This is a genomic window from Aeromonas genomosp. paramedia (assembly GCF_023093515.1).
Lineage (GTDB): Bacteria > Pseudomonadota > Gammaproteobacteria > Enterobacterales > Aeromonadaceae > Aeromonas.
The window spans coordinates 39,412-51,009 of the sequence record NZ_JAAROG010000010.1 but is presented as its reverse complement, the minus strand read 5'-3'; the positions used below and the strand labels follow the sequence as shown (position 1 = coordinate 51,009).

Here is an 11,598-nt window from a genome sequence, read left to right as displayed (position 1 = left end):
CCTGCCGTCCAGCACCACCGCTTCATCCCGAGCCATCAGGCACTGGCGGACAACCTCGACAACGACACCCTGATCGCCCGTCTGCTGGATGCCATTCCATGTCCCTGACAGCGCGCCAGCCCTGTGCCATGCCCCTGATGATCTGCCCCCATGACCAGATCCGCTGATCCCCGCGCCCATCCCGACATCGCCCTTCCCCTGGCCCGGTTGCTGGCCATCCGGCTCTGGGCGAGACAGGGTCAGCGGGCGCGCATTCACCTGGCCCGTCAAGGGCGGCTCGGGCGCCAGCCGGGCCTGAATTTTCGTGAGCTGCGCCTCTACCAGGCCGGGGACGAGGTGCGCCACATCGACTGGCGGGTCACCGCCCGCCTAGGCCGCCCCCACACCCGGCTGTATGCAGAGGAGCAGGAGCAGGCCCACTGGCTGCTGCTGGACCTCTCCCCCGCCATGTATTTCGGCTCTGGCCCCCAACTCAAGGCCCGCCTCGGCTGCGAGCTTGCCGCCGCCTTGCTGTGGCAGGGGGAGAAGCAGGCAAACACCCTGGTCTGCCACGGGGTGGAGACCCGTAGCGAGTCTCAGCGTGACTCCCTGATCCCCCTGCTGGAGGCGCTCTGTCACCACTATGAGGCGGGGCTGGATCGCGCTCCCCTGGCCAGCTCCCTGGCCCAGACCCTGGCACGCCTCAGCCTGCCCCATGGCGCCAGACTGACAGTGATCAGCCACCATCAGTCCCTTGATCAGGGGCTCAGCCAGCAGTTGCAACGCCTCGGCCAGCGCCACGACATCCACTATTGGCAGATCCGGGATCCCCTGGAGGCGGCCCTGCCCGAGCAGGGGCAACTGGCGGTGCAATCGGGCAAGCGCAGCGGCTGGCTCGACGCCGGACAGCCCCTCTTTCGCCGGCGCTACCAGGCTGCGGCGCGGCAACAGGCCGACGCCTGCCAGCAGCAGCTGTTGCCCCTGGTGCAGCGCCTCTACCGCCTCGACAACGGCTTGCCGCTGCAACGCCAGTGGCAGGAGGCTGGATGCCGTCTGTTCTGAGCGCCCCCCAAACTGCCCCCCTCCAGCACCCGCCTGGGGAGATCGCCTCGCTGACGCGGCTTCAGGAGATCCAGGGACAGCTTCGCGACATCCATCCGGGCCCGCCCCTGGAGAGCGCGAGCGATCCCCGTCTGCTGGCCTGGGGCTGGCTGCTGATCGCCGTGCTCGCCGCCTTGCTGATCGGGGCCACCATAAACACCCTGTGGCGTCAGCGCCGCTGGGCACGCCAGATAGACTGGCAGGCCGCCGATCTGGTGCCTGGCCTGCACGCCGCGCTGAGAGAGGCGGCCATCGCCCGCTGGCCGGAGGCGCGTTCCCTGCAAGGGGAGGAGTGGCTCGCCTGGCTCGACCGCCAGGGAGGCTGCCATTTTGGCGAGTTCGCCCGCCAGTGGCCGGGCTGGCTCTATGGCTCGGACGCGCCGGATGGGGGGCAGCGGGCACGGCTGCGCCTTGCCTACCTCAGCTGGGGACGCCGCTGCGTCAGCGCTCCGCGCTGGATGGCGCGCCCTGTGTTGTGGCGTCGCAGGCGCAGCGGAGGGGCAAGATGATCCTCGCCTGGCCCTGGTTTGCCCTCGCCCTGGCGCTGCCGCTGCTGGTGCGCTTCGGGCTGCCCCCGCTCTCCCGCACCGGCCGCGCCAGGCTGGCCCATGTCGGCTTCCCCCTGCTGCTGCCCCAGGCCGGGCAACCCCTGTGGCGCATGGCCCTGTGCTGGTGTGCCCTGGTGCTGGCCCTGTGCCGCCCCCAGTGGCAGGAGCCCCCCCTCATTCACTACCAGGCCAGCCGGGATCTCATCCTGGCGGTGGATCTCTCCGACAGCATGCGCACCCAGGACATGCTGGATGAGGGGGAGCAGCGCGATCGCCTCTCTGCGGTGCGCCAGCAGATAGCGCAGCTCATCGGCGAGCGCCCAGGCGATCGCATCGCCCTTATCGTCTTTGCGGATCACGCCTACCTGCTCTCTCCCCTGACCCAGGAGACCCGGGCCCTGCTGGCACTGACCCGCGAGCTCGATTTCGATCTGGTGGGGCGCACCACGGCGCTCGGCGAGGCCATACTGCTGGCCCGCCAGCACGCCGACCCCGCCCGCCCCACCGCCCTGCTGCTGGTGACGGACGGGCGCAACACCGCGGGCAACGCAGAGCCCCTGACCGAGGCCAGACGGGCCGCCGCAGCAGGCATCCGCCTCTATACCCTGGGGGTGGGGGCCGATCCCGACACCTTCGCCTCCCCCCTGGGAGGGGCCGATCCCAGCGCCGAGCTGGATGAACCCTTGTTGCGGCAACTGGCCGAGCTTGGCCATGGCCGCTATTTTCGCGCCCGCAGCCAGGCCGATCTCTCGGCCATCAATCAGGCCATAGACACCCTAGAGCCAGCCGCCCGCCCGCAGACCCTCTATCGTCCCCACCATGAGCTCTACCCCTGGCCCCTGGCGCTGGCCTGGCTGCTGCTGGTGTGGCCGTCCCGACTGCGCTGGCCGGGGCGGCGAACGGACAGAGACGCGCCGGAGCCGCCCCATGAATGAGTGGCTTGAAGGAGCGTCAATATGGAGCTGATGCTGCTGCGCCCGCTCTGGCTGCTGGCCCTGCTGCCCTGGCTGTGGCAGGGGTGGCGCCGTCGTCGGCAGCGCCCCCTGCTGGCCCCCCCCATGCAGGCCTATCTGTTGCCGGCCCGGGGCCGGGCCATCCCCTGGCTCTGGCTGGCCACCCTGCCGGTGATCCTGGCACTCGCGGGCCCCGCCCTGCGCCAGCAGAGCCAGACCGTCAGCAGCCCGGCCCTGGATCTCTGGTTGCTGGATCTCTCAAGCTCCATGCAGGCCAAGGATCTGCCCCCGGATCGGGCGACCCGGGTGCGGCTGCTGCTTCAGGACATGCTGGCCGAGGCGGCGGCCCGGCAGGCGCCCCATCCCCTCGGACTCATCCTGTTTGCCGGGGATGCTTACCTCGCCATGCCCCCTACCCGGGATCATCAGGCCATCTCGCTGCTGTTGCCGGACTTGCGCCCGGCCATCATGCCGCTTCAGGGCAGCGCACCGGAACGGGCCGTGGCACTGGCCCTGGCGCAGATCCCCCCGGGCCAGCAGGCGCGCCTGCTGCTCATCACCGACGGCCTATCACAGAGCCAGATGACGCGCATCGCCGATCTCTGGCCCTGTCTGGATACCCTCTTCTGCCCACAATCGCCGTCCCCCCGACTCGACATCCTGCTGGCCAATGCCGGCGAGAGCGCTGCGCTGCCCCCGCCCCCCGCCGAGGGGTGGCGACTCGGCAGCGCCCTGGGGCAGACTCTGCCGGCACCGGACGGCGCCGCCATGGCGGATCTCGCGGCCAGCACAGGGGGAAGGCTGCAATGGCTGCAGGCCGGGCTACCCTCCTTTGCCCCCCTGCCCATGAGCCAGACCCAGACCGGGGCCAGGTCCCTCGATCTCGGCCCCTGGTTGCTGCTTCCTCTGCTGCCCCTGGCGCTGCTGGCCCGCATAGGGGCCCACTGGTTGCTGCTGCTCATGGTGGTGTTCATCCCCCCGTCCCCCCTGCAGGCGGCGCCCGCCCCCTGGTGGCCCGCCCAGGAGGCGCCCGGCTGGCACGCCTTCTCCCAGGGGCGCTATCAGGAGGCGGCCCGCGCCTTCCAGGACCCCGTCTGGCAGGGCAATGCCTGGTACAGGGCCGCTGACTATGCCAGGGCCGTCGCCGCCTATGGCCGAGCCGACACGGCCACCGCCCACTACAACAGGGGCAATGCGCTGGTCTGGCTCGGGGATCTCAAGGGGGCCGAGCTGGCCTACCTGACCGCCCTCAAGCGGGAGCCCGGGCACCAGGATGCCCTCCATAACCTGGCGCTGCTGCGGGCCAACCCGCCACAGGCGACCCCTTCTGCCCAGGCCCCCGAGAGCGGCGAGCCCCCCGAGCCCTCTGCCGCCCCGGACCACCCCCGCCCCCCGGCGCCCCCGGTGCTCTTGCTGGAACAGCGGCTGCGCAAGGAGGCCGAGCGCCGCCCCCTTATCAAGGTGGAGGAGCCCTGGTGAGCCCCTGGCTGCGTTCACTCATCCGGTTGATTCGGGTGCCAAGCGGCTGCTGGCTGCTCGCCATGCTGCTGGCCGCCCAGGTACAGATAGCTCCAGTGCAGGCGGCCCCCCCTCGCGCCGAACTGCTGGCGGGGGAGAGCGAACGCGACTGGCTGCTCGTCATCGAAGCCGACGGGGAGCTCAAGGGCGACGAGCTCAGCCTGCTCCCCCTGCTGCGCCAGTTTGCGGTAGGCCGGGTCAGCATCAGTCGCGTCAACACCGAGGTGAGCAGCCTGATCCGCTGGCAGATCCCGCTTCACCTGCTGGAGACCAGTCCCCGCCAGGTGCCGCCCCTGTCCCTCGGCGCCGAACAGACGCCCGCGCTGCCCATTCCGGCGCGCCCCCGGACGGGCACCCTGATGCCGCCGCCCGAGGCACGTCCCTCCCCCGTGGAGCTGCAGGCCAGGGTGCTGCATCAGGGTCCCCTCTACCCGGGGCAACCCTTCATCTATGAGCTGAGCCTCTGGCTGCCCGCCAACATGGAGGCCCCCAACCTCGGCGAGCCCCTCGGTCAAGGCTTCACCATACGCCGCCTCGGCGACGATCGCTGGGAGTCCCCCGCCAGCCCCGGCATGCCGGGGCGCCTGATCCGCAAGTGGCTGCTCCAAGCCAGGGAGCCCGGGCTGCATCCCCTGGAGTCCCCCCGTTTCCAGGGGCGATTGCCCCAGGACCCGGACATTGCCGCGCAAAACGACGCTGGGGATCTGCTCTCCGCCAGGGCGGCCACCCTCTTCGTCAAGGTGGACAAGGCCCCCTTGGAGCCGGTGGCGAGCAGCCTGAGCCTGCGCCAACAGTTCAGTCCGGCCAGGGGAGCCAGCGTCGGGGAGCCGGTGATCCGCACCCTCACCCTGGTGATGGAGGGAGGAGATGGCAACCGCCTGCCACAGATCCCGGCCCCGGCATTGCCACAGGGTCTTTCGATGAAACCGGACGGCGAGCAGCAGCAGGAGCGTTTCGTGGCCAAGGGAGCGCTGCGCTTCGAACGCCAGTGGCGCCAGGCACTGACCGCACAAGCCCCAGGCAGCTATACCCTGCCCGCCGTGACCCTCTCCTGGTTCAACACCAGTACCGGGCGCATCGAGCAGGCCCACCTGCCGGCGCAGACCCTGCACATCGAGGGCGACGCCGCCCCCTCAGATCCCGCCAGGGCGCCCGGCACAGAGAGCCTCCTCTGGGTGCTGTGGGCGCTGCTGCTGCGCGCCCTGTGCCAAGGCGGGCCGCGCTGGCTCGCCTTCTATCGGCTGCAACGGGCCCTGGCGAGCCGGGAGCCTGACCTGGCCAGGTGGGCCTTGCTGGCCTGGGCAGCGCTGCGCCGGGGACAGCCTTGCCAGCATCTGGCCAGCCTGCCTTGGCATGGCGATCCCGCCATGGGCGCGCGACTCGATGATCTGGACAGGGCCTGTTTCGCCGCCCCTGGCGCTGCAAGCCAGGGGGTCGACTGGCAGGGGCTGGCCCGGGCGCTGTGCGCCAGGGAGACTTTTGCGATAGCCTATGTCCTCAGAAAACTGGCGTGGGCACGTCCCTGACGCCTGCGGCAAACCACTCATGAAAAAGGAATCGCATTCATGACGTTAGGTTTTTTTAGAAAAAAAAAGGCAGGAACGGGAAAGGATCCCTCGGCCACCCCGGTCTATGGGGATATGGCAGACAAACAAACGAAATACGAGGCCCTGGTGCACGCCCTGCACGGGGACATCTACCGCTACGCCTACTGGCTGTGCCGGGATCCCCAAGTCGCCGAGGATCTGGTGCAGGAGACCTTCCTGCGAGCCTGGAAGGCGCTCGACTCCCTGGTCGATGACAAGGCCGCCAAGGCCTGGCTCATCACCATATTGCGGCGGGAAAATGCCCGGCGCTTCGAGCGCAAGCAGTTCGATCTCGTCGATCTCGACGAGCATCCCCAAAGCGATCAGGATGCGCTGCACTGCGAACAGGAGATGGAGCACGAGTGGCTTAGGCGCCACATAGCCCGCCTGCCCGGCGAGTATCAGGAGCCCCTGCTGCTGCAGGTGCTGGGGGGGTTCAGCGGCGAGGAGATCGCCGCCCAGCTCGGCCTGAACAAGAACACCGTCATGACGCGGCTGTTCCGGGCTCGCAACCAGATCAAAGAGGCCATGGAGGCTGCGCAGCAACAGAGAGGTCACACCAATGGATGAGCTTGAATTTCGCCGCCGGGCCATCACCCATCCCACGGACAGGGATCCTGCCTTCCTCGCCGCGGCAGAGGCGTCTTCCGCCAATCGCAAGCACCTGGACGAGATGAAGCAGCTCGAACGCAGCCTGCAACGGGCGATGGAGGTCGAGGTGCCCGCCGGTCTCGCCGAGCGGATCCTGCTCCGCCAGGCGATGGAAGCGGACGACGAAGTGGTGCCACTGCCCTCTGCGGCCAAAGGCAGAGGCTGGCGCCCCCTCGCCATGGCGGCCTCGGTTGCCTTCCTGCTCGGCATGAGTACCCGCTGGATCAGCTGGCCACCGGCATCAGAGCCGCTGTCGCTGGCCCAGGTGGCCATGGCCCACGTCTATGGGGAGGAGCCCTTCATCCAGGGGGTGGATGAGAAGGTGAGCCTGCAGACCATCAACGCCAAGATGGAGAAATATGGCGCCACCCTGATGGACATGTCCGGCATGAAGATCACCTATGTCAATCACTGTGCCTTTTACCAGGGGCCGGCCCTCCACATGGTGATCCAGGGCAAGATGGGACCGGTCACCCTGTTCCTGGTGCCCAAGCATGTGCCGCTCAAAATCCAGCCCGATTTTGCAGACGGTACCCTCAAGGGGGAGATACTCCCGCTCAAGGGGGCAAACATGGTGTTGATTGGAGACATGCAGGAGTCACTGGCCCCGGTTGCCCAGCAGCTGGAGTCCCGTTTGCACTGGTCCATTTAACAGATCTTGACTGGGGCTGACCGGGCCCCCGTCCCCTCCATATCACAGGCAGACACCGTCTGTTGTCTGCCTGTTCATCTCAGAATCCCGACAACTTCCCGCTTGATACCCACCTGAAGTCACATTTTCACTATTTTATTTGAACGATTCAAAAGGAACTTATTGTATGTTATTTATCCGATAATGGATAAAACAGACTATTTAAACGGCAAGTTAAAACAAATGATTAACACAATGGAAACTTTTATGTATTCTGCTGTCACTGGTCTGATTTCTTACCTCCTACCAGATCCATAGAATCACGCCAGAAGTGAATGGGAAGAAGCTGACATAACAACAGATCTTGTCGTCTATAGCGGCCAAAGAGCCCTGATATCGACAGAAAATCTGCTTACAAAGAGAGAACACTATGACAACTGCCTTTTTCAAGAAAAGCCTGATCGCCGCGGCCGTCACCCTGGCCAGCACTCAGACCTTCGCCGCCGCGTTCCAGCTGAACGAACACTCGGCCTCCGGTCTGGGCCGCGCCTATGCCGGTGAAGCAGCCATCGCCGACAACGCGGCCGTGCTGTCCCGCAACCCGGCCGCCATGACCACCTTCGACAAGATGGCACTGTCTGTTTCCGGTACCTATATCAAGCCCGACGTGGATGTCGCGGGTGACATCTATGCCGGTCCGGCCAAGCTGGCATCGGCCAGCGAGAGCGACATCGCCCCCGATGCCTTCGTGCCGGCCACCTACTTCATCCAGCCCCTGAACGATCAGTGGGCCTGGGGGATTGGCCTCTTCTCCAACTACGGTCTCTCCACCGAGTACTCCAAGACCTTCCCGGCCGGTGCCGGTGCCGGTGATACCGAGCTGTTGACCTTCAACATCAACCCCAACATCGCCTACCGCATCAACTCCAACTTCAGCGTGGGTGCGGGCATCAATGCCGTCTATGCCCAGGCCGAGCTGAACCGCTATGCCGGTGCCCTGGCTCCGGGCCTGACCGCCAGAACCGGTATCGTTCACAACAGCGACACCGCCATCGCCCACCTCAAGGGTGATACCTGGGGCTTTGGCTGGAACGTCGGTACCCTGTACGAGATCAACGACAGCAACCGCCTGGCCCTGACCTACCGCTCCCAGGTAGATCTGAGCTTTGACGGCGACTTCAAGGGGCTGACCTCCGGTTACCGGACCGTCGATGGCAACCTGAAGCTGGATCTGCCTGCCCAGGCCGAGTTCGCCGGTTACCACCGTCTGAACCAGCAGTTCGCGGTGCACTACTCCGTCAACTGGACCGACTGGAGCGCCTTCCAGGAGCTCAAGGCCACCAGCAACGCCTGTGCCGGTGGGGTCTGCCTGCAAAAAGACGAGAAGTTCAAGGACTCCGCCCGCTACGCCATCGGTGGCACCTGGTACGTCAACCCGTCCTGGGAAGCCCGCATCGGCTTCGCCTACGACAACAGCCCGATCGAGCCGGAATACCGCAGCCTGAGCATTCCTGACTCCGACCGTGTCTGGTACAGCGCCGGCGCCACCTACCACATCGATCAGGACATGAGCGTCGATTTCGGCATGGCCTATCTGGACGGCAAGGAAGTGGACGTGAACGAAGGTCTGACCAGCCATACCGATCCGGTACGCTGGAAGGGCACCTCCCACGGCAACGCCTTCCTGGCTTCCGCCCAGTTCAACATGAAATTCTGATTTCATCGCGATCAAACAGAGCGCCTCCGGGCGCTCTTTTTTTATGCGACATTCCCATTTCGGCGCACAGCTGTAGCAAACAGCTGTACTCTTTTTGTTTTTTATCAAGCTGTTATAAGTAACCGCTCCAGCATTTAATCCCGTTTTGCCCGCTCGGCCCCCGCCCCCGTTGCCTTACTGGTCATACCATATAAAATCCCGCCCCCAACCGAATCACAGAATGAACCCTCAGTTCATCCCGAGGAAAAGCAATGCAGTCGACCATCAAGCCCTCCCTCATCGCCCTGATCTTGCTGCCTGGCCAGGTCCTGGCGGCCGGTTTCCAGCTGGCGGAACAATCGGCCACCGGCATGGGCCGTGCCTTCGCCGGGGAGGCAGCCATCGCCGACAACGCCAGCGTGCTCGCCCGCAATGCGGCCGCCATGACCCGTTTCGAGCGCACCGCCTTCTCCGGCGGCGTCATCCATATCCAGCCTGACGTCAACATCGAGGGGGTGACCCGGGTCCCCACCACCCGGGGCCCGGTGACCCTGGATGCGAGCGCCAACGACATCGCGGACGGAGCCTGGGTGCCCAACGCCTATCTCATCCTGCCCCTGAATGAGCAATGGTGGCTGGGGCTGGCGGCGACCTCCTACTATGGCCTCGGCGTCCAGATGCCGGACAACTACAACGCTGGTCACTTCGGCAACGTCTCCGACATCAAGACGGTGGATCTCGGCGCCTCCCTGGCCTATCGCATCAACCAGCACTGGTCGGTCGGCGCCGGCCTCTCCGCCATTCAGGGCGAAGGGGAAGTGGGCGGCACCTTCCCCTCCAACAACAAGATTGCCAAGCACCTCAAGGGGGATGGCTGGGCCCTTGGCTGGCATCTCGGCACCCTGCTGGAGCTGTCCCCTGCCACCCGCCTCGGCCTCTCCTATCGCCATGACGTCAACCTGACCCTCTCCGGGGATGCCGTCGGCACCGATCTGCTGGGCCGTACCTTCACCGACACCGGCAGCCTGGATCTGCCCCTGCCCGCCACCGCGGAGCTGGCCCTGTTCCATCAGCTGACCCCGACCCTGGCGATCCATTCAAGCATCAACTGGACCAACTGGAGCAAGTTCGTCCAGCTCGAGTCCGAGCTCGATCACCATGGCACCATGCACATCAAGGACGAGCACTGGGAAGACAGCTGGCGCTACGCCCTCGGCCTGACCTATCAGCTGGCTCCGAAGTGGCAGCTGCGATCCGGCCTGGCCTACGATCGCAGCCCGGTTCCCGCCGATCGCCGCACCATCTCCATCCCGGACTCGGATCGGGTGTGGTACAGCGCCGGGGTGGGTTACCAGATAGACAGCAACCTGTCGCTGGATCTGGGGCTGACCCTGATCGACGGCAAGAAGGTCGAGGTGAGCGAAACCATGCAGCTCAAACCCGGGATGGCGCAAACCACCTCCACCTTCCAGGGCACCTCGGAAGGGGACGCCTGGCTGGCCGGTCTGCAGCTCAACTACCTCTTCTGATCCCGCCACCCCTGGCAACACTATGCCAGTTGCTGACCCTTTCGACCCGGTCGGCACTGGCATAGTGATCCGCTTCACCATAGAATCAAGCCTTCACCCATGCTGGAGAAATGCATGTATTCCTATGTAGCAAGGCAGCCCATCCTGGATCGGGAATTGAAGACCCATGCCTATGAGCTGCTGTTTCGCGACAGCCTGGATAATGTGTTTCCCCCCATCTCCGCCCAGCTGGCCACCTCCCGACTGGTGACGGAGCAATTCCTGCAACAGAACATCGATCAGCTGCTTGGCGGCCACCCCTGCTTCATCAACTTTCCTCACTCCCTGCTGCTGGACGGCCTGGCCGAGTGCCTGCCCCAGGACAAGGTGGTGATCGAGATACTGGAAGATGCCGAGCCCGACGATGCCCTGCTGGACAAGGTGATCCAGCTACACGGGCTGGGCTATCGGCTGGCGCTGGATGATTTCACCCTGGTCCCGGCCTGGGACAGGTTCCTGCCCTACATCCACATCATCAAGTTCGATCTGCGGGCCACGCCGCTCGCCAGCATCGAGCGGTTCATGCAGACCCATAGCCACCTGCCGCTCACCTATCTCGCCGAAAAGGTGGAGGACAAGGACGAGTTTGAACGGATGAAGGCACTGGGAGTGTCACTGTTCCAGGGCTTCTTCTTCAGTCGGCCCCAGATGGTGCAGCAAACCACCATGCCCCCGACCCAGCTGGTGGTGATGCAGCTGCTGAAGGTGGTCAATCAGGCCGAACCGGATCTGGACAAGATAGAGCAGCTGCTCAACCAGGATCTCTCCCTCTCCCTCAAGCTGCTGCGCTACGTCAACCACCTCAAGCGCTTTCCCCAGCCCATCGCCTCGTTTCGCCAGGCCGCCAGCTCCCTGGGGCACGCCCAGCTCAAGCGCTTCGTGGCCCTGATCGCCGCCACCAGCGCCGGTCACGACAAGAGTGCCGAGCTCTACCAGATGTCCCTCATCCGGGCTCGCTTCTGCGAGCTGCTGGCACAGACCCATGCCCCCACCCAGCAGGCGCAGCAAGCCTTCATCACCGGGCTCTTCTCCCTGCTGGACGTACTGATGGGGCAACCGCTGGATCAGCTGCTCGGCACCATACCCCTGACCGCCGAGATCCGCGCCGCCCTGCTGGAGCGCAAGGGCAATCTGGGGTTCTATCTGGCGTTCTGTGAAGAGTACGAGAAGGCCAACTGGCAGCGGATCGCCGCCAGCACAGCCCGCCTGGGGCTCAATGAAGAGAAGGTCAGCCACCTCTATCTGGCTGCCACCACCTGGGTCAATCAGCAGCTCCAGGCCATGGAAGGGACGGACTGAACCCACTCCCCGCGCTCACCTATCCATCTCCGGAAATGACAACGTCCCCGCAAGAGGGACGTTGTGCG

The 11,598-nt window shown here is 65.5% G+C and carries 10 protein-coding genes and 1 pseudogene; all 11 read left to right on the top strand.

Annotation, left to right across the window (positions count from 1 at the left end; genetic code table 11):
• Positions 1 to 108 (top strand): annotated as a pseudogene (locus HB860_RS06155) (AAA family ATPase); the annotation flags it as partial.
• A 42-nt stretch (positions 109 to 150) separates the two neighbouring features.
• Positions 151 to 1,041, top strand: coding sequence for a DUF58 domain-containing protein (locus tag HB860_RS06150; protein WP_247626050.1), 891 nt, complete (start codon positions 151 to 153; stop codon positions 1,039 to 1,041).
• Positions 1,026 to 1,589 (top strand): DUF4381 family protein, encoded by a 564-nt coding sequence (locus HB860_RS06145; protein WP_247626049.1) that lies wholly within the window; start codon positions 1,026 to 1,028, stop codon positions 1,587 to 1,589. Before HB860_RS06150 ends, HB860_RS06145 begins: the two co-directional genes overlap by 16 nt.
• Positions 1,586 to 2,563 (top strand): VWA domain-containing protein, encoded by a 978-nt coding sequence (locus tag HB860_RS06140; RefSeq protein ID WP_247626048.1) that lies wholly within the window; start codon positions 1,586 to 1,588, stop codon positions 2,561 to 2,563. The genes HB860_RS06145 and HB860_RS06140 overlap by 4 nt, the downstream gene beginning before the upstream one ends.
• Before the next feature lie 21 nt (positions 2,564 to 2,584).
• Positions 2,585 to 4,060: a VWA domain-containing protein gene (locus HB860_RS06135; protein WP_247626047.1), complete on the top strand. Its 1,476-nt coding sequence runs from the start codon at positions 2,585 to 2,587 to the stop codon at positions 4,058 to 4,060.
• Between the two features lie 62 nt (positions 4,061 to 4,122).
• Positions 4,123 to 5,625 (top strand): hypothetical protein, encoded by a 1,503-nt coding sequence (locus HB860_RS06130; protein ID WP_432612671.1) that lies wholly within the window; start codon positions 4,123 to 4,125, stop codon positions 5,623 to 5,625.
• A 39-nt stretch (positions 5,626 to 5,664) separates the two neighbouring features.
• Complete coding sequence (locus tag HB860_RS06125) at positions 5,665 to 6,255, top strand: sigma-70 family RNA polymerase sigma factor (RefSeq protein WP_247626046.1); 591 nt, start codon at positions 5,665 to 5,667, stop codon at positions 6,253 to 6,255.
• On the top strand, positions 6,248 to 6,988 hold the full coding sequence (locus HB860_RS06120; RefSeq protein WP_247626045.1) for a DUF3379 domain-containing protein: 741 nt from the start codon (positions 6,248 to 6,250) through the stop codon (positions 6,986 to 6,988). Before HB860_RS06125 ends, HB860_RS06120 begins: the two co-directional genes overlap by 8 nt.
• A gap of 409 nt (positions 6,989 to 7,397) precedes the next feature.
• Positions 7,398 to 8,684 (top strand): outer membrane protein transport protein, encoded by a 1,287-nt coding sequence (locus HB860_RS06115; RefSeq protein WP_247626044.1) that lies wholly within the window; start codon positions 7,398 to 7,400, stop codon positions 8,682 to 8,684.
• Positions 8,685 to 8,935: 251 nt separating this feature from the next.
• Positions 8,936 to 10,192 carry an OmpP1/FadL family transporter gene (locus HB860_RS06110; RefSeq protein ID WP_247626043.1) on the top strand — a complete coding sequence of 419 codons (1,257 nt, stop codon included), beginning with the start codon at positions 8,936 to 8,938 and terminating at the stop codon, positions 10,190 to 10,192.
• A gap of 114 nt (positions 10,193 to 10,306) precedes the next feature.
• Complete coding sequence (locus HB860_RS06105; RefSeq protein WP_247626042.1) at positions 10,307 to 11,530, top strand: EAL and HDOD domain-containing protein; 1,224 nt, start codon at positions 10,307 to 10,309, stop codon at positions 11,528 to 11,530.
• Positions 11,531 to 11,598: the final 68 nt, after the last annotated feature.

Excerpts from the sequence above, each read along its gene's own strand:
- HB860_RS06150 (WP_247626050.1), top strand. The coding sequence starts at position 151 with ATGACCAGATCCGCTGATCCCCGCGCCCATCCCGACATCGCCCTTCCC.
- HB860_RS06145 (WP_247626049.1), top strand. The coding sequence starts at position 1,026 with ATGCCGTCTGTTCTGAGCGCCCCCCAAACTGCCCCCCTCCAGCACCCG.
- HB860_RS06140 (WP_247626048.1), top strand. The coding sequence starts at position 1,586 with ATGATCCTCGCCTGGCCCTGGTTTGCCCTCGCCCTGGCGCTGCCGCTG.
- HB860_RS06135 (WP_247626047.1), top strand. The coding sequence starts at position 2,585 with ATGGAGCTGATGCTGCTGCGCCCGCTCTGGCTGCTGGCCCTGCTGCCC.
- HB860_RS06130 (WP_432612671.1), top strand. The coding sequence starts at position 4,123 with ATGCTGCTGGCCGCCCAGGTACAGATAGCTCCAGTGCAGGCGGCCCCC.
- HB860_RS06125 (WP_247626046.1), top strand. The coding sequence starts at position 5,665 with ATGACGTTAGGTTTTTTTAGAAAAAAAAAGGCAGGAACGGGAAAGGAT.
- HB860_RS06120 (WP_247626045.1), top strand. The coding sequence starts at position 6,248 with ATGGATGAGCTTGAATTTCGCCGCCGGGCCATCACCCATCCCACGGAC.
- HB860_RS06115 (WP_247626044.1), top strand. The coding sequence starts at position 7,398 with ATGACAACTGCCTTTTTCAAGAAAAGCCTGATCGCCGCGGCCGTCACC.
- HB860_RS06110 (WP_247626043.1), top strand. The coding sequence starts at position 8,936 with ATGCAGTCGACCATCAAGCCCTCCCTCATCGCCCTGATCTTGCTGCCT.
- HB860_RS06105 (WP_247626042.1), top strand. The coding sequence starts at position 10,307 with ATGTATTCCTATGTAGCAAGGCAGCCCATCCTGGATCGGGAATTGAAG.